The following is a 26,457-nucleotide window of genomic DNA, read 5'->3' on the forward strand; positions in this document are numbered from 1 at the left end:
CTGTCATTTATCCAACGTATTCAGCAAGAAGCTTGTATGTAGCCTTGATGGCATCAATGTGAGTACGCTCGTAGCCGTGGCTTGCGCGAACGCCTGGTCCGATTGCGCCGTGGCGAATATCGAAACCTGCTACCAGTGCAGGATCTGCGTCTGTTCCGTAGTGAGGAGTAAAGCTGTCGAGCACATAGTCAGCGTTTGCCTTCTTTGCACTGTCCTCAAGTTCTCTTCTCATATCAAGGTTGTATGGGAAGCGGCTGTCCTGACAGAAGATGGACACCTTTCTCTCTGTGCTGGTCTGCTCAGGTCCGATGCAGGCGATATCTACTGCAAGGAAATCCTTAACATCCTCAGGGATCATTGATCCGCCATGACCGATCTCCTCATAGAAAGAGATGTACAGATAAACCTTTCTGTTAAGGGTAACCTTTCCATCCTTTATGTCGTGAAGAAGCTCCATCAGCACTGCCACAAGAGCCTTGTCATCAATAAAGTGAGACTTGATGTAGCCGTTAGCAACAGTAAATCTTGGATCCATGGCAACATAGTCTCCAACCTCGATTCCAAGCTTTCTAACGTCATCAGCACTATGAACATCCTCATCTAAAACCACAAATGAGTTGACGTCAAAATTAGCAACTTCCTTATTCAGCTCATCCTCGGTGACATGAACGGAAGCGTTCTTTCTCTGAACGCAGCCGGTGATGACCTTTCCAGATCTTGTGTGAATGCGCACATTTTCGCGCTCTGTATGATATGCATAAAGTCCGCCAACCTTGTAAACCTTAACAGTTCCGTCATCGTTGATGTGACGAACCATCATTCCGATTGTATCGCCATGGGCTGTAATAAGAAGAGGATTTCCCTCTCCGCCTGCCTCGATCAGAAGTCCTCCCTTGTGGAGCTCCTTCGTTGCAAAGCCCATATCCTCCACTTCCTTCTTAAGATAATCCTGGAGCTCATGGTACTGTCCTGTCACAGAATCGATGGACATCTCCTTCTCCAGCTCCTTAAGGTATCTCTCCTCGTTGAATGTGTTACTCATTTATAAATCCTCCATATATCTAATGGGCTGTTGGCCCAAATTATCCATATTTTCTTGCGTCAGGTCTTGTCACCTGCTGACCACATGCAGCGGTGCATTGCTGTACTCAGCCGTCAGCGTAAAATCCTTCGCGACACCTTCCGTCACATAGACTTCTCCATCCTCAGTCACAAGCACTGCTTCGAAATCATCCGATGCCTTCCAGAACTCCACTGCCTCATCCAGCCCCTTTATGAAAAGAGCTGTGGACAGACCGTCACATAACAGACCATCCTTACCTATTATAGTCACAGAGGCAAGTCCGCTTCTGGCCGGCTTTCCGGTCCTTGGATCCAGGATGTGCCAATAAATCTCTCCATCCTCTTCAAAGTATCTCTCATATCCTCCGGAAGTGATAATGGCCACATCGTCAGCTGAAACTACTCCAAGCATTCCTGTTGCAGAGTCTGGAAAAGGACTCTTTACCGCCACCTTCCATTTATCTCCGTTTGGCTTCACTCCAATACACTGCACATTTCCGCCAAGATTCAAAAGAGCACTGGTAACTCCAAGCTCTCGAAGCCCATCTGCCACGTAGCTTCCGGTGTAACCCTTTGCCACGCTTCCAAGATCCACCTGGAAACCGTCCGGAATAGATAAATGATCAGCCCGAGCCTGCACCTGCTTATAATCCACATTTCCCAGCAGTCCATGAAGCTCATCCTCCGTCGGAACCCTATAATCTCCTGTGGTGAATCCCCAGGCCTTAAGTACCGGGTAGATTGTAACGTCCAGCTGGCCATCAGTTCTTTTGCATACATCAAGGGCCCTGGTCATTATGTCCGAAACCTGCGTATCCACGTCAGTTTCCCCGTTGGAATTTAGCTTTGCTATCTGGGACTCCGGATCCGTTACGGAAAGGCTCTTTTCAATATTCCTTATGGTCTCCTCTGCCTGAGGCGTATAATCCTCCCGGCCTGCAATCTGCAGCTCCATTATGGTATCCATGGCAAAAATGCTGGAGGTGTAGATCTTCTCCTGAGAAAGTCCGCAGCCCACAAGCTCAATAGACACAGAAATAATTGCCGCCATCACAGCGCCGCAAATGGCCTTGTTTGTTGCGCGTCTCCCCAGTTTCATCAACATCTTTTCTTTGGTATTTCTTGCCCCTTCCGTACTTTTACACATAGACCTATTATATCAAAATCCCATAGTTATGCTATTATTAACATGATTTGGTATTACAAAAAAATTTTTCAAAAAGTTTGTAACGAAATTTCTTTTTCTCCGTCTAACGTATGTCACTTTGTAAGTCCCATCAAAGATTTTTAATCATGAGGGCGATGCCTGATATTATCAAAAGAACGATTACAAGCTTTTTGACTTTGCCTTCATCAAGGAGACTTGCGCTCTTAATGCCAGTGAAAACACCAAGAAGCATTATCGGCATAAGGAATATTGAGAGCTTAAGGGATTCAAAGGTAATAATTCCAAACAGTGTGTAGGTTACCATCCGGACCAGATTATCTACGATGAAGATTAGGCTTAGATTGGCCTTGAATTCGGAGCTGGTCTTTGTAAGTCTGCTGACACAGGCTGCCATCAGAACCCCCACACCAAAAAGTCCACACATCAAGCCTCCTACGATACCAACAAGAGCCATTACGGGCTTGGAATCTCTGACTAGCTCTTTTCCGTACTCGCGAAACATCATCTCAATCCCCACAAGAACCACAACGGCTCCGAACAGTACCTTAATAAGCCGTGCATCCACGTTCTTAAGAAGAATAGCTCCGGGGATACTTCCTATAAGAAGCACAACAATAAGAGGAAGATAAATCCGAGGATTTAGTCCTTTCCTGTTTTTCCATGTCATTATGATATTACTGGGGAATCCTAGAACCAGTTCAACTGGTGAAATATTGACGTTGTTAACGCCAAACCCCAGTATCGATGTAAATACCAGGGTATTGGCGAATCCACATAAACCTTTGACAAAGAACGCCACGAATGTGGCAATGATCCATATAACCATAAAAATCCTAAATAACTCAGCTCATCTTCTTGTACATATGATTGCCCAGCATCTGGATAAGCTGAACGAAGAGGATAAGAACTGCAGAACATACGATGAGGTACTCGGTCTTATACTGCTGGTAACCGTAACGGATAGCAATATCACCAACACCGCCGCCACCAACGGTTCCTGCCATTGCAGAATATCCGATCAATGAAATAACAAGAAGTACAACGCCATTGAGCATTCTTGGAATGGACTCCTTAACGTAAACTCTCATGAGAATCTGGAAGTTGGAAGCACCAAAGGATCTTGCCGCCTCAATAACTCCGGGGTTAGTCTCACGAAGAGATGTTTCAAAAACTCTCGCAATGTAAGGAATCGCTGACACTGTAAGAGGTACGATAGAAGCAGTTGTTCCGATGGATTTTCCAACGATCATTCTTGTAAATGGAATCAGGATAACAAGCAGAATGATGAAAGGAAAACTTCTGAACACGTTGACAATAAAGCTCAGGATCTCGTATACGATCTTATTTGGCTTAAGTCCGTCAGGTGCTGTAAGTGTCAGTATAACTGCAGGGATAAATCCCAATATTACTGAAAAAAGTGTTGACCAAAACACCATGTAAAGTGTCTGCCAAAAGGCTTTCATTACTATTGCCGTCATTCCGGCATTTGATAAAACTCCAGACATTTATATATTCCTCCAACCAGAATCTTTCTTACTTAATAACTTCCCAGGTAACATCCTTGGAATCAAGGAAAGCACAGGCTCTCTCTAAGTCCTTCTCCTCCATGTTCAGCACAAGGCTTCCGTATACATCCTCACGGAAATCCTCAAGCCTTGCCCAGCAGATATTGAAATCTGTCTTAAGCTCCTGGGACATCTGGGTAACGATAGGCCTCTGATTACCCTCTCCGTAGAAAAAGAGCTTTAGATTAACCCCGGTTGTGGGAAGCTTGTCGCTCTCTTCCCTAAGGAAATCTCTTATCTCTTTTTCCTTAGGCCATACAAAGAGCTTCTCAGGCTGTCCAACAGCAAGAACCTTGCCATGGCTAAGAAATGCTACTCTCTGGCAGATTTGCTTAACAACCTCCATCTGGTGAGTAACCACAACGATGGTGATGCCCATCTCTTTATTGATCCTCTGCAAAAGAGCTAATATCCCCTTTGTAATTTCCGGATCCAATGCACTTGTTGCCTCATCGCAAAGAAGTATCTCAGGGTCCAGCACCAGGGCTCTCGCGATGGCAACTCTCTGCTTCTGACCACCTGAAAGCTCACGGGGCTTTGAATGAACCTTGTCCTCAAGTCCAACCAGCTTGATGAGCTTCATGATCTTTTCTTTTGCTGCAGGAGTATTGGTAGGTACTCCCCAGAATTTCATGGGCAGAGCAACATTCTGAAATACATCCAGTCTCTCCAGAAGATTAAATCCCTGGAAGATCATTCCCATTTTCTTTTGCTGATAGCGAAGCATCTTCTTATCTTTGATATCGATAAGCTTGTCATCCACTGTGATAGTTCCGGAGTCGTAGGACTCAAGACCGTTGATGCATCGAAGAAGCGTCGACTTACCTGCACCGGACTGTCCGATTATTCCAAAGATCTCGCCATCATTGATCTCCATGGAAATGTCCTTTAAGACCTCGGTTTTATTAAATGATTTTTGTACGTTTTCAATCCTGATCATTTTCTTTTATTTCCATTTTTATTTGCTTGAACATCAGTATTTTTCTACTTCAAACATGCCTATTATTATGCCATCACTCAGCCCAAATTTCAATGTCAAACCACGTAAAAAGGGGCTGTCGCTTGTTGTCCATCAAAAAACCTTCTTACTTCTTATAATCATCTAAAAAGTTGTGTCTTACGCCATCTTGCTTGTATTCAATGACACTGTTTAAGTTTACGTTTTCTACGCTCTTGAAAATGTTTGATTCAACGTAAGGGTTACTCTTCTTTAGCTGAGCTATGAGCTTCTTGGTCTCAAGCCTCTTTGAAGATGTGGTTCCATCCTCGTGGCAGGTTGAGCAGGTCTCTGTAAAGTGGCACGCGCACTGAAGAAAATGCAGGTCGTTATAGTCACGCCACGCACAAATATCTTTTTCCCTCACGAAATAAAGGGGCCTTATGAGCTCCATTCCCTCGAAGTTAGTGCTGTGAAGCTTGGGCATCATGGTCTGGAACTGACCTCCATGGAGCATTCCCATAAGGATAGTTTCAATAACGTCGTCGTAGTGGTGTCCAAGGGCAATCTTGTTGCATCCAAGTTCCTTGGCCTTGCTGTAAAGATAGCCCCTTCGCATTCTTGCACAGATGTAGCAGGGGCTCTTTTCGATAGTGTCCACAGCATCGAAAATTGTGCTCTCAAAAATTGTAACAGGAATACCGAGAGCCTTAGCATTGCTCTCAATAAGTGCCCTGTTATCTGAGTTGTACCCAGGATCCATTACCAGGAAAGTCAGCTCAAAATTGCACTGTCTGTGCTTTTGGATCTCCTGAAAGAGCTTGGCCATGAGCATAGAGTCTTTTCCGCCAGAAATGCATACTGCAATGTTGTCGCCCTCTTCTATCAGGTGGTACATCTTGCAGGCCTTTGCAAAGGGAGAAAAGAGCGTCTTGTGGAACTTCTTTCTGATGCTCAGCTCCGCTTTCTCTCTTCGCTCATCCAGATCGCCCATATCAGAGATCTGCGCGCAAATAAAGCCTGTATAGCCTCCCTGAAGGCTGTAACAGTCCCTACCCTCTAAAACCCCGCCTTCATCAAGAACGGAGGTCTTACGGCCAAAACTACAGTAAAATATCAGCTTCTTCTCCATTGGTAATTCTGATATCATCGCAGTCGCCAGTTCAGGATCTGCTTCTAACGGAATCGCTATTGCCCCTGGCATCATTCCATATGTCCTTGGGCCTTCATCTCTTATATCGATAAGCTCATAATCGTCTCTATTTAATTTCTTAAGTTCTTCTAATGTTATTTCTTTCATGTTACCTGTTCCGTATTTTTTGCTAGTATTCTACATTAAAATTGGCAAACAGACAACGTTAGTTGCTGTTCTGGCCAATTCGCTTCCTGTCAGCAACTACATTGGCCTCATCTCCCATTATCTTAGCGTCAATACCTTTTTCCCTGAACTGATTTGAAAATCCTTCAAAAATCGACTTGGACAGCTCATACAGATCCACATCTTCTTTTTCAAGGGCTACATTATCAGGCTCAGCACTCTCAAGGAGCTCTAAGTCCTTTATAAGTAAAGACAGGCGAAAAAGTTCGTCATAGCAGCTACTAAGCCTCTCCAAGCGCAGTACCGGCAACTGTTACAGCCCCGGTAGAATCAATAGTTCCGCCGATAAGTGCACCGCCCATGAGCTCACCAAGACCTGTATCACTACTACCGCTTGCCGGTCTTGTGCAACAAAAAAGCACACGGCAAATGAGCCGTGTGCCTGAATATTTATAAAATTTACTGTGGATCAACAAATGAGGGAATAACTGCTCCCTTATAAGTTGACTCGATGTACTCCTTAACCTTGTCAGATGTGAGAGCCTTGATGAGAGCCTGGATCTTCTCTGAGTTCTCATTGCCTTCCTTAACTACAAGGAAGTTTGTTCTCTTGATGGTTGTCTCATCATCGAAGGACTCGATATCAAGAGCTGGGTACTCAGCAGGAAGTCCTGCTTCAAGTGCGTAGTTACCATTGATTGTAGCTGCATCAAGATCTGGAAGTGAAAGTGGAAGGCTTGCTGCCTCAAGTGGTGTGATCACGTAGCCGTGAGGATTTGCTTCCTTGTCGTTTGTAAGGGAATCCTCTGTGTAGTTAGCATCTGTTCCGAAACCACCCTTTGAAACAAGAAGTCCCTTCTGAACAAGAAGGTCGATTCCTCTCTCGCCGTTATCAGGGTCATTGGGAATACCGATTGATGCGCCGTCTGGAAGCTCTGAAAGAGCCTTGTATTTCTGTGAGTAGATACCCATTGGCTCGATGTGAACGCCTGCAACTGCCTTAAGGTGAAGACCTGCATCTGAGTTCTGCTGGTTCATGTAACCAAGTGTCTGAAAGTAGTTGGCATCAAGCTCGCCCTGCTCAAGTGATGTGTTAGGAAGTACATAGTCTGAGAAAACAACTGTCTCAAGTTCCCAACCGTCCTCTGCAAGAACTTCCTTAACGATGTTATCAAGGATCTCTGCATGTGGAACAGGTGTTGCTCCAACTGTGATCTTCTTGTCGCCTGAATCTGTGGTTGCAGGAGCTTCTGCTACCTGTTCAGCGCCCTGATCAGCGCTCTCTCCTGCGCTCTGAGCTGCACCCTCAGCGCCGCAGCCAGTAAGTACGCCTAAAGCCAAAGTTCCTGCAAGCACAAGGCTTGTAAAAATACTCTTTTTCATAATTTTTCCTCCTCAATCCGCCGAAGCGGTTTTGTTTTATTTCTTTATAATTTACACTTGCCCATGTACCTTTGCAAGTTGCTATCTTCTAAAGGCAGCGATAAGTTCCGCTTATAAGTCCCTTTTTACTCTGTCTTGTGATCCTCCATATATGAAACGAAGGTCTGTCCCATCTCTGAAAGCTCCTGACCCTTTCTTGTGATGTAACCGAAGGTCAGTGGCTCATCTTCCTTGAGCTTGATAACCTTGATCTCGGAAGAGGTCTTTCCCTCGCCAAGCATTGCAGCTCCTACAGCGTAGCCATTAAGTCCAAGCATAAGCTCAATTGAGGTAGCTCTTTCGTTGGTGCTGATTATCTTCTTATAATCATAGGTAGCAAGGGCTTCTTCTCTATAGTAAAAAGAGGTGTTGTCGCCCTGGTCAAATACCATGCAAGGGTAATCCTGAAGTTCCTCTAAAGATAGCTCATCCCTGTCTGCCAAAGGATGATCCTTACTAAGATATACGTAGGTGTCTCTTGTAAAGAGCTCATGGAACTCCAACGATGCATCTGCAAAAATCTTCTTAAAGGTGTTCTTGTTAAAGTCTGAAAGGGCGATGACTCCAACCTCACTCTTCATAGTCTTTACATCTTCTATAACTTCGCTGGTCTGAGTCTCACGAATGAAATATTGATATTCTTCCAGGTCATATTCCTTAACAGTGTCGATGAAGGCATTAACAGCAACGGTGTAATGCTGCATGGATACTGAGAATGTAGGCCTCTCATTCTTTGAATTAAGGTACTTATCCTCAACCTTTTCAAACTGCTCCACAGCATTTCTTGCATAGGCAATAAAAGAAGCCCCAGCAGCTGTTGTAACAACACCGTTGTGGACTCTTTCAAATATCTGGATGCCAAGCTCGTTCTCCAGATCCCTGACAGCGCTTGAAAGACCGGGCTGTGAAACATAGAGCCTGTCTGCTGCCTTTCTCATGGAACACTCTTCATCAATGGCTATAACGTACTTAAGCTGTAATATAGTCATGTATATCACCCCTTTGGATTTTATACACACTACTATATCACAGCTGACTTAAATCACGAACTATTATTTCTTTTTATAGTAATCCGCAATCCGATTTATGATCGGATCTATCCCTCCCTCGATATCAAATACAGATATTCCTCTGACTGTAAAGTTTTTGCTCATCTTAGGCCCGATATGGGAACAGATAATGCAGCGACAGTCCTCGATGAGTTCTACCTTCTTCTCGGCGCCCTTACCACATCTGTTGCCCGGATTCCCGCAACTTCCTGTGGGTTCCTTAAGCTCAGAAAGGTCCGGTTCCTGCAGTTCTCCAGCCTTTTCCTGTACATACTTTCGGATTTCGCTGAAGGTGATATTCTTTTCATCGTCAACGTCATAAATATAGAACTGATCCGCCATACCAAATTCCAGATCAGAAAACACTCCGTCTGATGACGCCACTGCTATTTTGTATCCCATTACTCTTCCCCTTAGAAGGCATTTCTTTTAAATCACATAATCTGACACAGGAAGGATTCTCTTAAGGAACTGCTTTGTTCTCTCTTCCTTAGGTTTATAAAAGATCTCTTTTGGTGACCCCTGCTCAACAACCACACCGTCAGACATAAAGATGACCTTATTTGCAACATCCTCTGCAAAGCTCATCTCATGAGTCACTACTATCATGGTGGTACCTTCCTTAGCGAGCCTTTTGATGATTGAAAGAACTTCTCCAACAAGCTCAGGATCCAGAGCTGAGGTTGGTTCATCAAAGAGGATGACCTTAGGATTAACAGCAATAGCCCTCGCTATTCCTACTCGCTGCTGCATTCCTCCGGATAACTGAGCAGGATACATATCCAGCTTATCTTCAAGCCCTACCTTTTTTAGTGCGCTGATGGCAGTTTCCACTGCTTCCTTTTTAGGAACCTTTCTGGCAACTATGAGACCCTCAGTGACATTTTGCAGAACAGTCTTATTATTGAAAAGACAATAGTTCTGGAATACAAAAGCTGTATTTTTCCTCACATATGAAATGTCTTTTCTTGAGGAGTGATGCATATCCATTTCCCTGTCGTCCAGTGTAAGCTTTCCCTTATCAGCCTTTTCAAGGAAATTGATACTTCTCAGCAAAGTGGTTTTCCCCGAACCACTGGGGCCAAGAATTACAATTACATCTCCCTTATTTACTTCAATATCCACGCCTTTTAGAATCTGATTCTTTCCAAAGGCCTTGTGAACGTTCTCCAGTTTAAGCATATATTTTAATCCTCTTCTCCACCAACTTAAAAATAACCTCTATGCCCAGGTTTAACGCAACATACAAGACTGCAATGATAAGATAGGCTTCCACATAGCAGGTGTACTTTGCACCTTCTGTCTTGGCAATTCCCATGATCTCAAATACAGAAACTGCAAAGGCCAGCGAACTAAGCTTTACAAGTCCTGTAATGTTTGTGCAAAGCACCGGCAATGTTTTAACCAGTGCCTGGGGCAGAATGATCCTTCTATAGCCCTGAATAACGCTAAGTCCTATTGCCTTGGCCGCTTCAAGCTGTCCCTTATCAATTGAATTAAGGGCTCCCCTGAACATCTCAGACATTACAGGTATCATGCCAAATGAAAAGATGAAGTACGCATAAGTCATTCCCTTTATAGAATAGACATCAAAGGCAATTCCCTTTTCCTTAAAGTACGGTGCTAGAACCGTTGGAAGGGCGGTATATATCAGGTAGATCTGAACCATCACCGGAGTCCCTCTTGCAAAAGAAACATACACACCTAATATTTTTGAAAAGATGCCATTGCTGTTTGTTCTGACTACTGCAAATAAAAATCCAAAAAAGAGCGATATCAAAAGAACTACTCCAACAATCTTCATTGTGACCGGAACACCCTTTAACACCAGGAAAAAGGTATTGTAAATAAATTCAGTATTAAGTGACATATTTTATGCTCTCCCCAGTTCCCGCTTAACTTTCTGCTCCGCATATTTAAGAAGCTTTTCTGTTGCTATTGCAACCACCCAGTAGATAGTTGCCAGTGCTATATAGATCTCTAAGATATGGTTACTGTACGTGTTCTGATTAAGCGTATTTGCTTTCCCAAAAATATCTACCAGACCGATAGTAAATCCAAGGCTTCCTTCCTTTATAAGATAGATTACCAGGTTACCAAGGCTCGGAAGGGCATATAGTAAAGCCTGAGGGAACACTATCCTGAAGAATGTCTGGATCTCCGTAAGGCCTATACTTACGCCAGCTTCATATTGCCCCTTGTCCACAGATTTATATGCACTTCGCATTATCTCGGTCAGGGAAGCTGTTGCCAGTAAAGTTACGGTTATGATAACAAACAGGATCGGTTCCTTTCTTCCCATGCTTTTCCCCGTGATTGCCTCAGCTGCCATGGGTATTCCGTAGTATACAAGAAACAGAAGCACCACCGGCGGAACAGATCGGAAGATAGCCGTATATACATTGGCAATGCCCCTTAATATACGGCTCTTTCCAAGTTTGAAAACCGCAAACAAAAATCCGAATACAATTCCAAAGACTAGTGAAAGACCTGCATATGTAAAGGTAACCTTCAGGTAAGGCAAAAGCTTGACCAGATATTCAAAAAATGTGCTTAATTTAAATCGCATAGAATTACTCCACGTGTGTCCTTGATGAAAGATTTCCTCTGTTAAATGCCAGGCTGTAGATCTTTTCGATAAGGTGCAGACCACCCTCGTAGCCAGCATAACTGGAAGATGTGATTATCTCAGTTGCGATTGGAAGGCTAAGGTTAACAAAATAATTATTTGTCTCCTTCGAAATATTCTTTTCCCAATAGCTTCCAAAGATAATTGCCTTTTTGCTGGCTCCAATCTTTTCCTGGATACTTCTGGTGATAAGTCCACCATCAGCTTCAAATCTGATGATTTCCCCAACATTCTCAGTGCTCTCTTCAAAGGCTGCCTTTATTTTTTCCTCTCGCTCCGGTGATGGATCATCAATTATATAGACTCCCTGTGGCAAAAATCCCAGCTCATTGGTCAGGTAAGATGTAATTCCTGAGGTGTAAAGACTGTCGCCAACTACATACAATTGATAAGGAAGAATATTCCTCTGCTCTGCCACAAAATCTGTGAATGAGATGAAGTAATCATAGAATCTCTTCTCTTCCTTTTTGATCACATTCTCAACCACCTCAGAGTCAAAACCTGCAAATTTTCCTACCTCACGAAGGAACTTGCTTGTTTCCTGAGCTCCTACAGGAAGGGTCTGATAATGGAAATATGGTGTTCCATATTTTTTCTCAAGATGCTTTACAATCGAAAGACCTACCCATGGTCCTACAAGAAGGTTGAACTGTGCATTTGGAATTGTCTTCCACTCACTTACACCTTCGGATGAAGGCCCAAACAGGACGTTGACCTTAAGCCCCAGCTTTTCCAGAACCCCTTTAAGATTTTCCAGGTCACCTCTCCAGTATGCATCCTGAAATGGAACAGAAGCCCAAAGATTAACAAGCCCCTTTTCAACCGAAGGCTCAACCTTTCCTACATACTGGTCAATGATTGCCTTAACAACAACCTCATGACCGAAATAGTTATTCCCTCTAAAGCCTGCTGTGTCTACACCGACAACCGGATCACCATTTCTTGCAAATCTTCCCGCAACGCCTGCACTGTCATCTCCGATGATACCTGCTGTACATCCCGATAAGATTACAAAGAGATCTGCCTTAACAACCTGAAGGGCACCTGATACCAGTTCTTCAAGGTTCTTTTCTCCACCAAATACAACTTCCTTCTCCCCTGCATTGGTACAGGATACATGGGTTCTTCCGGCGTAACCTTCTCCCTGCTGTCCCGCCTGAACTCCCGCAAATCCTGAAGCCTTAGACGCACATCCTGGACCTGCGTGAATGATAGGTGCTGCTCCCGGAATTGCCAGAACTGTCTGCTGTGCTGCAAGTGCACAGGAGAACCTAGGCTTTTCTATGATCGAACTCATGCCTTCTTTCCTCCTTTTTCAAAATAGAAGGGATCATCCACTTCGTTCATCCACCAGTCTGTGTACGGGAATTCCGAATGGGCAGCAACGTTTTCATTGAACTTTCTGGTAAGATATGCTTCCCACAGTCTGTTACCAAGACGGATCACTCCATCATATCCGATTGAGTAGTTTGCATCTCCTTCAAAAATAGTAGGTATTCCTAATTTATAGCCGAGTACTGTCAGTCCCTGATGTCTTACGATAAGATAATCAGGATTGATCTTCTTTATGATCTTTACAACCTCATAGGGCTGCTTATTACAAACATTAAAGTTCTGGATATCTCCTGCTGATTCAACAAGCTTCTCTAGGATATTCACCTCACCGGAATCAGCCTTCTGATCATGATGAAGAGCAGTTACACCTGCGATCTTAAGCCCCAGATCCTTAACAAGATTTGAAAGGTTGTAGGTATAAGCATCACCAGCAAGGATATAAACGCTCTTGCCTTCAAATCTCTCTTTAAGCTCCTTAAGCTCATCTGCAATTTTTGCATGCTCACTTTCAATTACTGACTCAACAACATCAGTTTTTTCTGTAAGCCTTGCAATCTCTCTTAGCCATTCATCGGTCCAGTTAATTCCGTATGGTGCAGGAGCCTTTACTTCAGGGACTCCAAATTTCTCCTCCAGGCCGTGAGAGATATAGGTTGCAAGTGTCTCACATATCTGAGCGGAACATGTTGCCTCTGAAAGGCTTGCCAGTTCCTCATAGGTTGCAAGGGGAACAACATAATTGGTCTTAAGGCCCAGCTTTGCAAGAAGTGGTGTGAAAGTGTCCGTACCCTCGAAATTGAAGATATTTACCACATCCTTCTTTCTCTCCTTTGGCTCCCTGACAATCTTCTTCAATATGCCATGGAATGTAGCATCAAAGCCTGTGGACCAAACCTTCGACTTAAAGCCTTCGCAGGCTATTGGAACAATTGGAACCCCCAGCTCTTCTTCCATTTCGTCTGCTACAGACTCCACATCATCACCGATGATTCCGGAAGCACAGGAAGTTGTGATAAAAATGACTGAGGGATTCTGTCTCTTGTAGGCTTCACGAAGAGCCTTACGAAGCTTTTCCATTCCTCCGTATACAGTATCTTTTTCCTGAATATTGGTGCATATAGCAGTGTTTGAAAAATCGCCCTTGTTTCTTGCTGCTGACACAGCACGTCCGGCATTATCTCTTACACTGTCACCGGCTGCAAAACATCCTATAGGTGCATGCGACACCACTGCCCCGCCTCTTACATAAGAAGCCATCGACTGTGCGCATCCCTCCTGGCAGTCGCTACACTGACCGTAGCGTCTGCCGGAACACTTTAACTCTGAATTCTTGGATTTCTCATTTAAATCTGAAGCTGTTCCGTTATAGCTTAGTATTGAACTTAATCTTCGTTCACGTATAACCGGTGCTCCTGTTGATAAATTGATAGCCATAAGTTAACCCCATCTTTATTCTTCTGTTAAGTTCTTGATATCCTCTTCAAAAGGATCGTAGCCGTAAAATTTCTTGCTGATCTCCTGAGCTTCGCCTGATGCCTTGAGCTCCTTAAGTGCTGCATCATAAGCATCCAGGAACTTCTGATCCACCTTGTCCTTATTGAACAGGTTGTATACACCAACTATCTGGATTGGGATCCATACAAGGTCATCTACTGCATCATGGTATGCTCCATCCTCAGCCACATAGTTTGTAAGCCAGTTTGAGTACAGTGCAAGACCAACATCGTATCTACCGTTGATGATCCAGTTATTAACTTCACTGTTTGTGTTTTCTGATGTGTACTCAAATACAATCTGGTTGTCAGGATGCTGTTCATTGTAAACTTCTACAGGGTATGTAAGACCGTTTCCAGCCTGCATTGAGTAGAAAGTAAGTCCGTCACTCTTCTGTCTGTTAGCAACATCCTCAAAACTCGTAAGATCCCCAAGCTCCTTCTTTACGAGAAGTCCGATATAGCTTGCACCAATGTTCTCACTTGGAATTGCATATTTCTCAATTCTCTCTTTTGTTAAGAAGCAGTTTGCCTCGCCCCCCTGATAGGTTCCTGCCTCGATTCCAACAAACACATCGTCGAAGGATGTTGGAACATACTCAAATTCATAATCCTCAAGCTTTTCATCAATTGCCCTCATAAGTTCAACCGTAGCCCCCGTCAGGTGATCATCCTCATCCAGATAATCATTTACACCTGAAACTGAAATGTTGCAGCCAATAACTATGTGATTTGAAGCACTGCTCTCAGAAGAATCATTTCCCTCTGATGACTGAGCATTCTCAGCACTTGCAACTTCGCTGCCTTCGGCACTGCCACATGCCACAACCTGAAGTGATAAAACTGATGTTAATAACAACGCCAAAATCTTTCTCTTTTTCATAATCTTCCTCCTAATTTGTGTATTAAAATTTTTAGTTCTACTGTTTTAAATCTGATAATCATCAGCCATAAGTCCAAACTCTGAAAGGATCTCCTCTAATCTCTCCTGAGACATTGGATTTGGAATAACAAGATCTGTATTGTTCATGACTGCTTCCGCAAGGTTTCTGTATTCCTGAGCCTGATTTGATTCAGGTTTATATTCAATAACTGTCTTCTTATTGATCTCTGCATGCTGTACCACATTGTCACGAGGAACAAAGTATATGAGTTTAGTTCCAAGTTCCTTTGAGAAAGCCCTGAGCAGATCCAACTCTCTGTCAACGTTTCTGCTGTTGCAGATGATTCCACCAAGTCTTACTCCACCAGTCTTGGCATATCTTGCTATACCTTTTGAAATATTGTTTGCTGCATAAAGAGCCATCATCTCGCCGCTGGCAACAATATAGATTTCCTGAGCCTTTCCTTCTCGGATAGGCATCGCGAAACCACCGCACACAACATCACCAAGTACGTCGTAGAATACATAGTCAAGATCCTCTGTATAAGCTCCCAGCTGTTCAAGAAGACCTATAGATGTAATGATTCCGCGTCCTGCACATCCTACGCCGGGTTCCGGGCCACCGGACTCTACACATCTCGTTCCGCCAAAGCCCTCTTTAAGGATGCTGTCAAGATCAACGTCGTCTCCTTCTTCCCTTAATGTGTCAAGAACAGTTCTCTGAGCAAGGCCTCCAAGCAAAAGTCTGGTTGAATCTGCCTTAGGGTCACATCCTACTACCATGACCTTCTGGCCCTTTTCAACAAGTCCTGCTGTCAGGTTCTGTGTTGTTGTGGACTTTCCGATTCCACCCTTTCCATAAATTGCAATCTGCCTTAACTGTGCCATTTTTTCAATTTCTCCTCCATTTCTGTAATATGTTTATTCTCAACCTCAAAATCAGGTGTTATGAGCCCTGTCATATACCATTAGTTTTTCAATTGCAGCGCAAATCTCATTTTCTATTTCAAGGGCCTTTATCCCTTTATCTAAAAGAACTCTCGCAGCACCGGGGCCTATTCTGGCTGAAAGTGCGTATTTGCATGAGCTGAGCTTATCCGCCACATCTTTAATATGTTCATGATCACATCCTCCGTCGCAGGCAAGTCCTGTATCTATTTCATCAGCAAAATTCCACTCTTCGTTGTCTGTGATCTCAGCCACCTGAAACTTGGAACACCTTCCAAAATGAAGATCTATGTTTTCCCCGGTGAAAGTTGCCAGTGCCACTTTATATTTCATTTCTGCTTTCCTTATCCATGTGAAAAAGTATTTTTAGCATTAAGCTTCTTTATGTCATAAAGCTGATCCGATATCTCAACCTTTCCCGGGATTCCTGCTGCATCAGCTCTGCACCTTTGGCAATGTCTGAAGACCCTTATATATTTTTCTGCCTTCATCCTGGCTTCATGAAGCATCATGCAATCCGGTTCCTGTAGATGTGAGAGCTTATGCTGTGGTATCAGCGGAATGATATTCATAAAATCAGCTCCAAGCTCTGAAACAGTTCTTGCAACTTCTTCAACATGTTCATCATTTATTCCAGGGCAAAGAACTGTATTAACCTTAATCATTGCTCCCAGCTCTTTTATCTTCTTAATTCCTCGAAGCTGTGCATCTATCAGGATTCTTGCGCCTTCTATTCCGGTATAAGTAACTCCGTCCTTAACTATCCAAAGGCATATATGTTGTAAAACTTCCGGATCAACAGCATTTACTGTTACCGTTACGGTCTTGACCCCTGCATCTATAAGCTCCTGCGCTCTTTCTTCAAGCAAAAGTCCATTTGTACTGAGACAATTTATAAGCTCCGGATGTTTTTCTTTTATGATATTGAAGGTCTCTATGGCGTAATCAGAAGCAAGTGTATCTCCCGGGCCTGCAATTCCTGCTACGGTTATTTCCGGGCAAAGTTCCAAGGCTTTATCAAGTATTTCTGCTGCCTCATTTGGAGTTAGTATTTCAGAGGTAACTCCAGGTCTTTTCTCGTCCTTATTTCTTGTTCTGTTACAGAAGGCACACTGTATGTTACATGAAGGGCTTACTGGAAGATGAATTCTTCCTTTGTTAAGATTGGGCCCCTTTCCGAAGCAGGGGTGCTGATTTGAAATGTGCTCCAGCGGATCATTCAGTTCCTGTAGTGCATTTGAGTTATTGTACATTTGCCTTACTCCCTCTATCAGATGTAGCTTAGGATGTAGCCCTCCTCGTCAAGTACCAGCGAGTTGTCATCAGCATGCATTCCGTCTGCAAAAAAGTTGAAGGGTCTGATCTTTTTTCCCTTGTATTCAATCTCTGTCTTAAATGCCGGTTCAATACTTCTTATCTTTCCCGACCTGTAAAATGAAACTCCTATGTTTGTCCTGATCTCTCCATACTTGGTTTTTACTGTCAGGATGTCACTGTTGTAGATTGTTATACTCTTTAGCTTTCCGTCAGGATAAAAGTACAGGCATTGAGGTCTACATCTATAAACCACGTCTCCGACTTCCAGCTCTGAATATTCGGTGATCTCAGCTTCATTTTTTTCAGTCCAATAAGCTCCGATCTTTCCGTATCTGGGAAAAATCCTTTTTATAGAAGAATCTTCATAAAAGGTTATGAGCTCTGCACTTATTTCTCCGTACCAGGTTTCAATCCTTATCTGTTCATTCAGGTATACAGCTTTAATGGCTCCTGATCTGTAGAAGCTTACCTTTTCTCTTTCTCTCCTTCGAAAATCCATTTCCGGATCTTCCGTGTTTTCATATCCTTTGAAAAAATCTGCTGTGATTGTCATTTAGATTTTCACCTTTTACCTAAAAGAAAAACCGGAGGTTTACAAAGTGCTCCACGAATGAAATGAAGTATTTGTAAGCCTCCGGTTGACCGGTCGGTTTTCTTTATGTTAGATGAATTCTAACACAGCCACCGTTACCGGAAAATCAAGTATTACTTATGGCTGCATATAATAAAAACTTTTACCCTTTTGTGGTTTCTTTTTCAGCAATCGCAAACACTCTGTTGAACTCACAGATAAGATCTGCTATTCCTTCAATGCCCACAGAAAGCCTTAAAACTCTGTCATTGATCCCGTTCTTTTCCAGGACATCTTTGGGGACATCTGCGTGAGTCTGGGTGATGGGATATGTTATAAGAGTCTCCGTACCGCCAAGACTCTCAGCAAAATAGATAAGCTGTACATTGTTCAAAACCTCATGTGCAAACTCCGCGGAGTTCACTTCAAAGGTAACCATAGCACCAAAGCCTCTGGCCTGCTTTTTCATAATGCTGTAACCGGGGTGTTCCGGTAAGCCGGGATAAATAACCTTTGTCACATGCTTATTTGTCTTAAGGTATTTGGCCAGCGCCAAAGCATTATCCTGAGCTCTGTCCAGGCGAACCGCCAGAGTTCTTATTCCACGAAGTATCAGCCAGCTATCGAAAGGTGACAGTCCTGCGCCTGTTGTCTTATAGATGAACCTTAATCTTTCATCCAGCTTTTCATCCTTTACAACAACGAATCCGCCAATGGTATCATGATGTCCCCCCAGGAATTTGGTTCCTGAGTGGATCACAATGTCAGCTCCCAGTTTCAGTGGGTTCTGAAAATATGGGGACAGAAAAGTATTATCTACTATAAGTAAAATACCTTTCTCTTTGGTAATCTCAGCCAGCTCCTGAATGTCTGTGACATTCATCATAGGATTAGTGGGAGTTTCAAGATAAATCGCCTTTGTGTTTTCCTTTATGTAAGGTCTCACATCCTCACTGCTAAGGCTTACCGCTGTATACTCAAGACCGTTCTTTATGCTTATTTCGTTAAAGAGCCTTATACTTCCACCGTACAGATCAGCGTCCACAATGAAGTGATCCCCGGGGTTAAACAGCTCCATGACAGTAGCGATTGCTGCCATTCCGCTTGCAAAGGCAATGGCATCAATACCACTTTCAAGATAAGCTACTATAGACTCCAGTTGCTTCCTTGTAGGATTCTGCATCCTGGTATAGTCATACCCGGTGCTGTCTCCCAGCCCCGGGTGTGCAAAAGTAGCTGTCTGATATATGGGGTAACTTATTGCGCCCCATTTATCCAAAAGGCTCCTGTCAAGCTGCTGGCACTTAGTCTCTATACTGCAATTAACATCTGTGCACTTGTTGCATCCGCTACAATCCATTTTTCATCACTCCCACTTTTTTAGAATCTTTCTTTAGAACTGGTTTCAACCTGTGTTATCCTGCCATCATGGACAGTGATCGTAACAGTTCCGTATTTCAGGCTTTCAACCTGATCCTTTATTCTTGCCCACACTTCTTCCGAAATGTGCTGCCCGGCATTTTCTTTCCCCATGATTCTCTCCTACCCATTTATAACATCTTAGTCAAACTCTTTAATCTCAGTCTTGATAAAGGAATCCAGAAGCTCTACATACTCATTCTTTGTGTATTTAGGCTTGTAGTCTGCTACAACCTCTTTTGCGACTTTTGCGTTGTCTCTAAGAAATCTGTATGCCCCTAAAGCAAAAACCTTTGCAGTTTCGATATATGCCAGCTCCTCATCAACCACATTAAAGTCATCACCATGGAATCTGCCTTCAATTCCACCGGTTCCGAAGGTGTATACCGGCTGGATATGCTGAACATCTCCGACGTCTGTTGAGCCGCCGCTGAACTGTCCTGCATCATCCGTCACTTCAACTTCATACTTATCGCCAGCTGCCACCCTGGCTGCCTCCACCAGTTCTGCGTGGGGAGTAACCGGAAGTGTTGGAAGGTATCCGGGCATTGTCTCGATCTCAACTGTAGCTCCCAAAGCAGCGCCACCTGCAAAGAAAGCTCTGTCAGTCTTTTTAGCTGCATCGATTATTGCTTCTGCATTTCCTGCCCTGACTAGGGTCTCTACAACAGCCTCTTCAGGAATGACATTGACCAGGTCTCCACCTCTTGTGAGGATTGGATGGATCCTTACGTGGTCTGTATCCTTAAAGGTCTCTCTGTGATAGCCAAGAGCCGCCAAACCAAGGGATGCTGCGTTAAGTGCGTTGATTCCCTCCTCCGGAGCAGCTGCTGCATGAGCTGACTTTCCATGTACCTTAATCACTTTGCTTACAAAACCATTATTGGTTCTCTGGCTGAAGGTGATCTTATCGCTGTTGTTACTGTGATGAGCGATTGAAAGATCAATATCATCAAAGGCTCCAATCCTGATAAGTTCGCACTTACCACCGCCGTACTTTATTTTGCCTTCATCCTTAAGCTTATTCTTAAATTCAACCTCGCCGTACTCCTCAGCAGGTACCGCGAAGAATACTACCTGTCCATCCAGGGCCTTTGCAATTTCAGGATCCGATAAAGCAATGGCAGCTCCTGCAATTCCTGTAAGCTGAGCATGATGTCCGCAGCAGTGTGCCCCCTGAGTCTCCTGATTAAAATGTGGATGTTTTGGAATCCTTAAGGCATCCAGTTCTCCGATAAGCGCAAGACTTACGTTATCTTTTTTGTCCTGATTAAGATATGCCTTTACACCTGTTACAGCGTGTCCTTCTGTGACTTCAAGGCCAAGGTTCTTAGTTAAGGAAGCAAACTTTTCTGCTGTCCTGAACTCCTTGTAGCCAAGCTCTGCGTGATCATATACGTCCCTGGCAAAATCTATAAGTTCATCCTTATGTGAATCGATGATTTCGATTATCTTTTTCTCTATAGCATCCATGTTCCGTCCTCTTTTCTGCCGTTATCAGTTGTAGCTTGGAATTGACCAGAGCTTGTTGTACTTAGGTCCGTTGTTCTCCTTGATCCAGTTAAGGAACTCCTCTGACTGGTATGCATCCACAATGTCTTTTGCCCACTGGGAATCAGCATTGTCTGCATTCACTACAACCTGAAGCCAGAAGTCCTCTGAGAGATTCTCATTGAAAAGAGCTGTTGAAGGATCGATACCTGCGTTATAAACAACACTACCTGTGATAACGCCATAGTCAAAATCTGCAAGGCTTGTTGCAATATAGGATGTCTGAAGCTCGTAGAACTCAAGATTCTTAGGGTTGGACTCCACATCTTCTACAGAAGCTGTTGCAAAGTTTGTGCCGTCCTTAAGCTTGATCCATCCAAGATCCTGAAGCATTACAAATGCTCTTGCCTGGTTGCCTGCATCCTGAGGGATTGCGATTACCTGGCCCTCACCGATCTCATCAAGTGATTTGTGCTTCTCAGAGAATACTGAAGCAGGAACTGTTGGGATCTTTGAAAGCGCCACAAGATTTCCGCCTGACTGCTCATTGTATGCCTTCATGAATGCTGAATGTTGTTCAACAGACACATCTGCATCGCCTGCTGTGATTGCTGCATCAGCCTGGTTAAGATCCAGCTCTGAAACTGTAAATGTGTATCCCTTTTTCTCAAGGATAGGAATGATTGCTTCCTCAAAAAGTTCTGTATAGGGTCCAATACCCTTTGCATATACTAAAGCTTTTTTATCTGAATCTGTTCCCTTGGCATCAGCCTTAGCTGCTGCTCCGCATCCTGTAAGTGACATAACGGTCATTGCCCCAACCAGTGCTACTGCTGTGATCTTCTTTACAAATGTTGATTTTTTCATATTCTTTTCCTCCACTTTTTTTATTCTGAGCGCTAAGCGCTTAGTTTCTTAGTTATCTGTTTTACTGACTTACTCTTGCTTTAATTGCAAGATTGCTTCCAAGGCTCTGTATTACCTGGGTTATGATGATAAGGAATATTACAAGACTGTACATGAGTTCAAAGTTGAATCTGTTGTAACCATAGTTGAGAACCAGACTTCCGATTCCGCCTCCGCCGATATATCCTGCCATTGCGCTTGAACCAATAAGTCCCACAATTCCGGTTGTAAGGCTAAGGATAAGTGAACCCTTTGCCTCGGGAAGAATGAAGTAGAATATCAGCTGGAAGGGTGTTGCACCCATGGACTTTGCTGCCTCATAGATTCCCTTTCCCGTATCAAGCAGGGAATTTTCAATCAGCCTCGATAAAAGAGGTACGATGAAAATAGTAAGTGGTACGATTGCTGCTGTGGGCCCGATTCTGGTTCCGATTATGGCCTTTGTAAGGGGCATCACTGCCACAAGGAGTACCACAAAAGGTGTGCTTCGGATTACATTTATCACCACATTGATCAGAGTGTAGATTATCCTGTTCTCATACAGTCCGCCTTTTTTGGTGAAGACTAAAGCTATACCAATGATGAACGCAAGCACTGTACCGATCAGAAGTGAAATGCTTACCATGTATACTGTCTCATGGATAGCGGTATATATCTTTTCCATTGGGATTCCCAAAAACTGTTCTAACTGTGCCATTTAACCCACCTCTCTGAGAAGTTCTTCTTCTCCGTCAAGTTCTTTATAACCTACGCCGTGCAGTGTGAAGTACTGCTCCGCTCTTGCTATCTCTTTGTCTGAACCAACTATCTGTACTATATGTATTCCAAGGATCCTCTCCTGGATCTCACTGATATTTGCAAAAAGAATATTTGTCTCAATATCAAACTTCTTATTAACCTGGGCTATTACCGACTCTGTGCTGTCTGAGCTTAGGAACTTAAGTCTAAGAAGTTTGTAGTTTCTCTTATCTTCGTAAACACTCTTCATCAAAAGCTCCGGAACTTCATCCTGGATAACTGTCTTTACGAAGTTCTTTGTGATCTCCTCCTGAGGTTCGCTGAAGATATCAATGACATTGCCCTGCTCAACTATCCTTCCATCCTCCATGACTGCCACATGATTGCAGATGCTGGAGATCACATTCATCTCATGGGTAACGATCACTATTGTGATGTTCAGCTCCCTGTTTATCTTCTTTAAAAGAGCTAATATCGAATCTGTAGTTTTTGGATCCAGAGCACTTGTGGCCTCGTCGCTAAGAAGGATTGAAGGCTCTGTAGCAAGAGCTCTTGCTATACCGATCCTTTGCTTTTGCCCACCGGAGAGTTTACTGGGATAGACATCTTTCTTATCTTCAAGTTCTACGAACTCAAGAATCTTGTTTACCTTTTCCTCTATCTCTTTCTTTGGTGTGTGCTTGAGCTTAAGAGGAAGTGCTACGTTTTCGTATACTGTTTTTGTCTCCAGGAGATTGAACTGCTGGAAGATCATTCCGATGGTCTTTCTCTTGGCCCTTAGCTCTTTTGCATTAAGGCTGTAAATATCATCTCCATCTACTATCACTCTTCCTGAGGTTGGTTTCTCCAGGGCATTGATGGTTCGAAGAAGTGTACTCTTACCTGCTCCTGAGAATCCGATGATCCCGAATATATCACCCGTCTCGATCTCAAGGTTTATATCCTGAAGAGCATTGACTGTATTCTTCTTTTGAGTAAAGACCTTATTGATGTTTTCAAACTTTATCATATCCGCCTCCTCCCACCTGCAACGCTGCAGGACTGGTAGTTAAAAGTGATTTCCTTTGCTTGAATAGATACTAACATAGGCGCCGCTTCAGCAAAATCAAACAAATCTTATGGCTGCATATAAAAAATCCTTAAGGCCTCCAGTGTCCACCACATAAAAAAGACCGCCACACTTAGTGTGACAGTCCTTCATATAACTGCTCCATAGCCTGTTTTAGTATTGCTCTGGGGCATGCAATATTGATCCTTTCGAAAAGAGCTGTTTCCCGTCCGAAGATGATTCCCGGATCCAGCCAGAGCTTTGATCTGTTGACGATAATGTCTTCCAGTTCCTTGTGATTCTTTGTTACTTCTGAGAAATCAAGCCATATAAGGTAGGTGCCCTCAGGTTCTATAAGCTTTACCTTAGGGAGCTTTTCTTTTAAGAAGTCCCTTACATAAGAAAGGTTTCCCTGGAGATACTCTAATAGTTCATCCAGCCACTCTTCACCCTTTTCATAGACAGACATAGTGGCTACCATTCCCAGGGCATTTGGCTGACTGTATCCTGTTGCATCATTTTCTCTTTCAAAGGCTTTACGCACTTCCTCGTTTGGAATAATGATGTTTGAAACCTGGAGACCTGCCATGTTAAAGGTCTTGCTGCTGGAGGTTCCAAGTATGAGTTTTGTGGTATACTCATTTGGAAGACTCAGGAAAGATGTGTGCTTGTGACCGGGATAAACAAAGTCTGAATGTATCTCATCTGCAAAGACATATACATCATGCTTTTTGCAGATCTCAGCCAGTCTCAAGATCTCATCTTTCTTCCACACCCTTCCAACAGGATTGTGAGGGTTGCATAGAAGAAACATCTTTACATCGTTATCAATTATCTTTTTCTCAAAATCCTCAAAGTCGATCTCATAATGACCATCCTTTAGTATCAGCTGGTTATTGACCACTTTTCTGTCATTGGCCTTTATGGTTCCGCTAAAGGGATAGTACACCGGTTGCTGGATGATAACTGCATCCCCCGGCTTAGTATAGGCCCTTATGGCTAGGGCTATAGCATAAACAACTCCAGGAGTTACAACTATGTCTTTTCCATCAAAGGAAAAGCCGTGTCTTCTCTGATACCAGTCCCTGACTGTATTTCTGTACTTATCACCGGGATCTGTGTAGCCAAATATTCCATGGTTTACCCTGTCCGTAATATCTTTTAACACCTCATCAGGGAGCCTGAAATCCATGTCAGCAACCCACAGGGGAAGAAGGTCATCCCTGCCCTTTCGCTGCATTCCAAAGTCCCACTTGATGCTGTCTGTATTTCTTCTGTCATGTATCTCGTCAAAATTGTATAGTCCCATAGTCTTTACCTCCATACTTGATGGTACCACGGATTGCTTCGCTTGCGCTCCGGAAATCCTTTATATCATGATAATTGCTCCACGGCGAATGAGCCATGGAGCAATTTTATAGGTAGGATATGAAATGAAAGTGAAACTTTAAGCTTTTACATTATCAATCAGCGAAAAGAGGTGTTGAAAGATATCTGTCTCCTGAATCAGGAAGAAGCACTACGATTGTCTTTCCCTTATTCTCTTCTCTTTCTGCAAGGATTGTAGCTGCCTTCAGTGCTGCACCTGATGAGATACCAACCAGTATTCCCTCTGAAACTGCAAACTTCTTGCCCTCTGCAAATGCATCCTCGTTCTCGATTGCAATAACTTCATCGTAAACCTTGGTGTTAAGTGTGTCAGGAACGAAGCCTGCACCGATTCCCTGGATCTTGTGAGCTCCTGCTGTTCCCTTTGAAAGAACAGGGCTTGTTGCAGGTTCAACTGCTACTACCTTAACGTCAGGATTCTGCTCCTTGAGGTACTCACCAACACCGGTTACTGTTCCGCCTGTACCTACACCAGCTACAAAGATATCAACCTTTCCGTCGGTCTGCTTCCAGATCTCAGGACCTGTAGTTGCTTTATGTATAGCAGGGTTTGCAGGGTTTACAAACTGTCCAAGGATGATTGATCCTTCAATTTCTTTCTCAAGTTCTTCAGCCTTAGCGATGGCTCCCTTCATTCCTTTGGCGCCCTCGGTAAGGACGATCTGGGCGCCATAGGCTTTAAGGAGATTTCTACGTTCAACACTCATAGTGTCTGGAAGGGTAAGTATGGCTTTGTATCCTTTAGCTGCGGCAACAGCTGCAAGTCCGATTCCTGTATTTCCACTGGTAGGCTCAATGATGGTAGCTCCAGGTTTTAACTTTCCACTCTTTTCTGCATCCTCGATCATGCTAAGTGCTACTCTATCCTTAACTGATCCTGCAGGATTCAGGTACTCAAGCTTTGCAAGAAGTGTTGCTCCTGTAACTCCTGCTGCTTTTCCGTATCCGTTAAGCTTAAGTAAAGGTGTTCCCCCAATAAGTTCTAATGCGCTTTCTTTTATATCTGCCATGATGTTTTTCCTCCGTATCAGTTGTTCTTTTGTTTTGATAATCTGATGTTATCATGCTAAAAGATATATGAAAATTAAAGAAAGGTTATAGGAAGTAATAAGGTGAGGTTATCTGGTGATAAGCAAAAGTTTTCACCCAATGATCGGTTCCAGTTTCTTGTACACCGCCTCAGCAAAGATCCTGTGGCCTTCCTCGTCCATGTGCTCATCATCAATGGTGCTTGCTGTTACCACGTCGGAAGCTGCCAGGAATGCTGTGCCTCTCCTCTTTGCTATATCCTGATAGACCTGCTTTAGTTCTTTGCTGGTGACAACAGAATTACCATTGAACTCAGGATCCTTCTCAGGACGCCATACATCCTCACCAAGTGCCATAGGCGATATTAAAAGAATGTTCTCCGGCTCCACATACTTTTCCAGGATATCCAGACATTTCTCAATCCCTTTGCCTATCACATAGGCGGAGGCATTGTAGAAGGTCTTACAGTCATTGGTTCCCAGCATCAGGATTGCACCATCAATTGGATAGTGACTTTCAAGAAGTGGATCCAGTGAGGTAACGCCCTTCCTTCCTGGGCGAAGACCATCCTCAAATACTGTTGTCCTACCGCAAAGCCCCTCTTCCGCAACACGTATATCCTCAGCCTTTTCCTGCAGAAGGCTCGTCCACCTTACACCCCAAGGGTATCTTTCATGCGGATGCGAACCCGGAACCAGTCCCCATGTATTGGAATCACCAAATGCTAATATCTGTTTCAT

The 26,457-nt window shown here is 43.6% G+C and carries 30 protein-coding genes; all 30 read right to left on the bottom strand.

Annotated elements, in window-relative coordinates; all coding sequences use genetic code 11:
- Positions 1-7: 7 nt before the first annotated feature.
- A complete protein-coding gene (locus BO18_RS05045; protein WP_034444163.1) occupies positions 8-1,042 on the bottom strand; it encodes a M42 family metallopeptidase in 1,035 nt (344 codons plus the stop codon).
- Positions 1,043-1,111: 69 nt separating this feature from the next.
- Positions 1,112-2,161 (bottom strand): FAD:protein FMN transferase, encoded by a 1,050-nt coding sequence (locus BO18_RS05050; RefSeq protein WP_242856515.1) that lies wholly within the window; start codon positions 2,159-2,161, stop codon positions 1,112-1,114.
- 178 nt (positions 2,162-2,339) lie between these two features.
- Positions 2,340-3,056, bottom strand: coding sequence for a sulfite exporter TauE/SafE family protein (locus tag BO18_RS05055; protein WP_034444167.1), 717 nt, complete (start codon positions 3,054-3,056; stop codon positions 2,340-2,342).
- Between the two features lie 16 nt (positions 3,057-3,072).
- Positions 3,073-3,735, bottom strand: a complete 663-nt coding sequence (locus BO18_RS05060; RefSeq protein WP_330379415.1) for a methionine ABC transporter permease — start codon at positions 3,733-3,735, stop codon at positions 3,073-3,075.
- A gap of 28 nt (positions 3,736-3,763) precedes the next feature.
- Positions 3,764-4,735: a methionine ABC transporter ATP-binding protein gene (locus BO18_RS05065; RefSeq protein ID WP_034444168.1), complete on the bottom strand. Its 972-nt coding sequence runs from the start codon at positions 4,733-4,735 to the stop codon at positions 3,764-3,766.
- 145 nt (positions 4,736-4,880) lie between these two features.
- On the bottom strand, positions 4,881-6,032 hold the full coding sequence (locus BO18_RS05070) for an ATP-binding protein (protein WP_026517287.1): 1,152 nt from the start codon (positions 6,030-6,032) through the stop codon (positions 4,881-4,883).
- A 58-nt stretch (positions 6,033-6,090) separates the two neighbouring features.
- Complete coding sequence (locus tag BO18_RS05075) at positions 6,091-6,360, bottom strand: hypothetical protein (protein ID WP_185752346.1); 270 nt, start codon at positions 6,358-6,360, stop codon at positions 6,091-6,093.
- Positions 6,332-6,472, bottom strand: a complete 141-nt coding sequence (locus tag BO18_RS34210) for a hypothetical protein (RefSeq protein ID WP_185752464.1) — start codon at positions 6,470-6,472, stop codon at positions 6,332-6,334. Before BO18_RS34210 ends, BO18_RS05075 begins: the two co-directional genes overlap by 29 nt.
- Before the next feature lie 37 nt (positions 6,473-6,509).
- On the bottom strand, positions 6,510-7,433 hold the full coding sequence (locus tag BO18_RS05080) for a MetQ/NlpA family ABC transporter substrate-binding protein (protein WP_034444173.1): 924 nt from the start codon (positions 7,431-7,433) through the stop codon (positions 6,510-6,512).
- 125 nt (positions 7,434-7,558) lie between these two features.
- Positions 7,559-8,461 carry a LysR family transcriptional regulator gene (locus BO18_RS05085; RefSeq protein ID WP_034444175.1) on the bottom strand — a complete coding sequence of 301 codons (903 nt, stop codon included), beginning with the start codon at positions 8,459-8,461 and terminating at the stop codon, positions 7,559-7,561.
- 63 nt (positions 8,462-8,524) lie between these two features.
- The gene (locus BO18_RS05090; RefSeq protein WP_034444178.1) at positions 8,525-8,923 is read right to left on the bottom strand and encodes a NifB/NifX family molybdenum-iron cluster-binding protein; all 399 of its coding nucleotides are present in this window, start codon (positions 8,921-8,923) and stop codon (positions 8,525-8,527) included.
- Between the two features lie 27 nt (positions 8,924-8,950).
- Positions 8,951-9,703 (bottom strand): amino acid ABC transporter ATP-binding protein, encoded by a 753-nt coding sequence (locus BO18_RS05095; RefSeq protein WP_034444180.1) that lies wholly within the window; start codon positions 9,701-9,703, stop codon positions 8,951-8,953.
- Complete coding sequence (locus BO18_RS05100; protein WP_034444182.1) at positions 9,696-10,391, bottom strand: amino acid ABC transporter permease; 696 nt, start codon at positions 10,389-10,391, stop codon at positions 9,696-9,698. Before BO18_RS05100 ends, BO18_RS05095 begins: the two co-directional genes overlap by 8 nt.
- A gap of 3 nt (positions 10,392-10,394) precedes the next feature.
- Positions 10,395-11,090, bottom strand: a complete 696-nt coding sequence (locus BO18_RS05105; RefSeq protein WP_034444184.1) for an amino acid ABC transporter permease — start codon at positions 11,088-11,090, stop codon at positions 10,395-10,397.
- Between the two features lie 4 nt (positions 11,091-11,094).
- A complete protein-coding gene (locus tag BO18_RS05110; protein ID WP_034444186.1) occupies positions 11,095-12,447 on the bottom strand; it encodes a nitrogenase component 1 in 1,353 nt (450 codons plus the stop codon).
- Positions 12,444-13,919: a nitrogenase component 1 gene (locus BO18_RS05115; RefSeq protein ID WP_034444189.1), complete on the bottom strand. Its 1,476-nt coding sequence runs from the start codon at positions 13,917-13,919 to the stop codon at positions 12,444-12,446. Before BO18_RS05115 ends, BO18_RS05110 begins: the two co-directional genes overlap by 4 nt.
- Before the next feature lie 15 nt (positions 13,920-13,934).
- Positions 13,935-14,861 (bottom strand): transporter substrate-binding domain-containing protein, encoded by a 927-nt coding sequence (locus BO18_RS05120; RefSeq protein ID WP_034444191.1) that lies wholly within the window; start codon positions 14,859-14,861, stop codon positions 13,935-13,937.
- Between the two features lie 45 nt (positions 14,862-14,906).
- Complete coding sequence (nifH, locus tag BO18_RS05125; RefSeq protein WP_034444194.1) at positions 14,907-15,749, bottom strand: nitrogenase iron protein; 843 nt, start codon at positions 15,747-15,749, stop codon at positions 14,907-14,909.
- A 51-nt stretch (positions 15,750-15,800) separates the two neighbouring features.
- Entirely contained in the window at positions 15,801-16,142 is a 342-nt protein-coding gene (locus tag BO18_RS05130) for a NifB/NifX family molybdenum-iron cluster-binding protein (protein ID WP_034444196.1), read from the bottom strand.
- An 11-nt stretch (positions 16,143-16,153) separates the two neighbouring features.
- Positions 16,154-17,062: a radical SAM protein gene (locus BO18_RS05135; RefSeq protein ID WP_051688503.1), complete on the bottom strand. Its 909-nt coding sequence runs from the start codon at positions 17,060-17,062 to the stop codon at positions 16,154-16,156.
- Positions 17,063-17,079: 17 nt separating this feature from the next.
- Positions 17,080-17,679, bottom strand: coding sequence for a hypothetical protein (locus BO18_RS05140; protein WP_051688504.1), 600 nt, complete (start codon positions 17,677-17,679; stop codon positions 17,080-17,082).
- A gap of 181 nt (positions 17,680-17,860) precedes the next feature.
- Complete coding sequence (locus BO18_RS05145; protein ID WP_081860915.1) at positions 17,861-19,057, bottom strand: trans-sulfuration enzyme family protein; 1,197 nt, start codon at positions 19,055-19,057, stop codon at positions 17,861-17,863.
- 20 nt (positions 19,058-19,077) lie between these two features.
- Positions 19,078-19,230 carry a YezD family protein gene (locus BO18_RS34215; RefSeq protein ID WP_081860916.1) on the bottom strand — a complete coding sequence of 51 codons (153 nt, stop codon included), beginning with the start codon at positions 19,228-19,230 and terminating at the stop codon, positions 19,078-19,080.
- A gap of 27 nt (positions 19,231-19,257) precedes the next feature.
- On the bottom strand, positions 19,258-20,589 hold the full coding sequence (locus BO18_RS05150; protein ID WP_034444198.1) for an amidohydrolase: 1,332 nt from the start codon (positions 20,587-20,589) through the stop codon (positions 19,258-19,260).
- 24 nt (positions 20,590-20,613) lie between these two features.
- A complete protein-coding gene (locus BO18_RS05155) occupies positions 20,614-21,474 on the bottom strand; it encodes a MetQ/NlpA family ABC transporter substrate-binding protein (protein WP_034444199.1) in 861 nt (286 codons plus the stop codon).
- 61 nt (positions 21,475-21,535) lie between these two features.
- Positions 21,536-22,210, bottom strand: a complete 675-nt coding sequence (locus BO18_RS05160; protein ID WP_034444202.1) for a methionine ABC transporter permease — start codon at positions 22,208-22,210, stop codon at positions 21,536-21,538.
- Complete coding sequence (locus BO18_RS05165) at positions 22,211-23,260, bottom strand: methionine ABC transporter ATP-binding protein (RefSeq protein ID WP_034444203.1); 1,050 nt, start codon at positions 23,258-23,260, stop codon at positions 22,211-22,213.
- A 172-nt stretch (positions 23,261-23,432) separates the two neighbouring features.
- Positions 23,433-24,608: a MalY/PatB family protein gene (locus tag BO18_RS05170; protein ID WP_034444207.1), complete on the bottom strand. Its 1,176-nt coding sequence runs from the start codon at positions 24,606-24,608 to the stop codon at positions 23,433-23,435.
- 154 nt (positions 24,609-24,762) lie between these two features.
- Positions 24,763-25,698 (bottom strand): cysteine synthase A, encoded by a 936-nt coding sequence (gene cysK / locus BO18_RS05175; protein ID WP_034444211.1) that lies wholly within the window; start codon positions 25,696-25,698, stop codon positions 24,763-24,765.
- 132 nt (positions 25,699-25,830) lie between these two features.
- A complete protein-coding gene (locus BO18_RS05180; RefSeq protein WP_034444214.1) occupies positions 25,831-26,457 on the bottom strand; it encodes a GDSL-type esterase/lipase family protein in 627 nt (208 codons plus the stop codon).

The organism is Butyrivibrio sp. AE2032 (assembly GCF_000702965.1).

Bases quoted from the DNA above. Each gene is read 5' to 3' on its own strand.
- BO18_RS05155 (WP_034444199.1), bottom strand. From the start codon at position 21,474: ATGAAAAAATCAACATTTGTAAAGAAGATCACAGCAGTAGCACTGGTT.
- BO18_RS05080 (WP_034444173.1), bottom strand. From the start codon at position 7,433: ATGAAAAAGAGTATTTTTACAAGCCTTGTGCTTGCAGGAACTTTGGCT.
- BO18_RS05135 (WP_051688503.1), bottom strand. From the start codon at position 17,062: ATGTACAATAACTCAAATGCACTACAGGAACTGAATGATCCGCTGGAG.
- BO18_RS05170 (WP_034444207.1), bottom strand. From the start codon at position 24,608: ATGGGACTATACAATTTTGACGAGATACATGACAGAAGAAATACAGAC.
- BO18_RS05150 (WP_034444198.1), bottom strand. From the start codon at position 20,589: ATGGATGCTATAGAGAAAAAGATAATCGAAATCATCGATTCACATAAG.
- BO18_RS05085 (WP_034444175.1), bottom strand. From the start codon at position 8,461: ATGACTATATTACAGCTTAAGTACGTTATAGCCATTGATGAAGAGTGT.
- BO18_RS05145 (WP_081860915.1), bottom strand. From the start codon at position 19,057: ATGGATTGTAGCGGATGCAACAAGTGCACAGATGTTAATTGCAGTATA.
- BO18_RS05165 (WP_034444203.1), bottom strand. From the start codon at position 23,260: ATGATAAAGTTTGAAAACATCAATAAGGTCTTTACTCAAAAGAAGAAT.
- BO18_RS05045 (WP_034444163.1), bottom strand. From the start codon at position 1,042: ATGAGTAACACATTCAACGAGGAGAGATACCTTAAGGAGCTGGAGAAG.
- BO18_RS05160 (WP_034444202.1), bottom strand. From the start codon at position 22,210: ATGGCACAGTTAGAACAGTTTTTGGGAATCCCAATGGAAAAGATATAT.
- BO18_RS05090 (WP_034444178.1), bottom strand. From the start codon at position 8,923: ATGGGATACAAAATAGCAGTGGCGTCATCAGACGGAGTGTTTTCTGAT.
- BO18_RS05065 (WP_034444168.1), bottom strand. From the start codon at position 4,735: ATGATCAGGATTGAAAACGTACAAAAATCATTTAATAAAACCGAGGTC.
- BO18_RS05140 (WP_051688504.1), bottom strand. From the start codon at position 17,679: ATGACAATCACAGCAGATTTTTTCAAAGGATATGAAAACACGGAAGAT.
- BO18_RS05130 (WP_034444196.1), bottom strand. From the start codon at position 16,142: ATGAAATATAAAGTGGCACTGGCAACTTTCACCGGGGAAAACATAGAT.
- BO18_RS05050 (WP_242856515.1), bottom strand. From the start codon at position 2,161: ATGAAACTGGGGAGACGCGCAACAAACAAGGCCATTTGCGGCGCTGTG.
- BO18_RS05100 (WP_034444182.1), bottom strand. From the start codon at position 10,391: ATGTCACTTAATACTGAATTTATTTACAATACCTTTTTCCTGGTGTTA.
- BO18_RS05180 (WP_034444214.1), bottom strand. From the start codon at position 26,457: ATGAAACAGATATTAGCATTTGGTGATTCCAATACATGGGGACTGGTT.
- cysK (WP_034444211.1), bottom strand. From the start codon at position 25,698: ATGGCAGATATAAAAGAAAGCGCATTAGAACTTATTGGGGGAACACCT.
- BO18_RS05070 (WP_026517287.1), bottom strand. From the start codon at position 6,032: ATGAAAGAAATAACATTAGAAGAACTTAAGAAATTAAATAGAGACGAT.
- BO18_RS05060 (WP_330379415.1), bottom strand. From the start codon at position 3,735: ATGTCTGGAGTTTTATCAAATGCCGGAATGACGGCAATAGTAATGAAA.
- nifH (WP_034444194.1), bottom strand. From the start codon at position 15,749: ATGGCACAGTTAAGGCAGATTGCAATTTATGGAAAGGGTGGAATCGGA.
- BO18_RS05120 (WP_034444191.1), bottom strand. From the start codon at position 14,861: ATGAAAAAGAGAAAGATTTTGGCGTTGTTATTAACATCAGTTTTATCA.
- BO18_RS05055 (WP_034444167.1), bottom strand. From the start codon at position 3,056: ATGGTTATATGGATCATTGCCACATTCGTGGCGTTCTTTGTCAAAGGT.
- BO18_RS05095 (WP_034444180.1), bottom strand. From the start codon at position 9,703: ATGCTTAAACTGGAGAACGTTCACAAGGCCTTTGGAAAGAATCAGATT.
- BO18_RS05110 (WP_034444186.1), bottom strand. From the start codon at position 12,447: ATGAGTTCGATCATAGAAAAGCCTAGGTTCTCCTGTGCACTTGCAGCA.
- BO18_RS05115 (WP_034444189.1), bottom strand. From the start codon at position 13,919: ATGGCTATCAATTTATCAACAGGAGCACCGGTTATACGTGAACGAAGA.
- BO18_RS34215 (WP_081860916.1), bottom strand. From the start codon at position 19,230: ATGGGGAAAGAAAATGCCGGGCAGCACATTTCGGAAGAAGTGTGGGCA.
- BO18_RS05105 (WP_034444184.1), bottom strand. From the start codon at position 11,090: ATGCGATTTAAATTAAGCACATTTTTTGAATATCTGGTCAAGCTTTTG.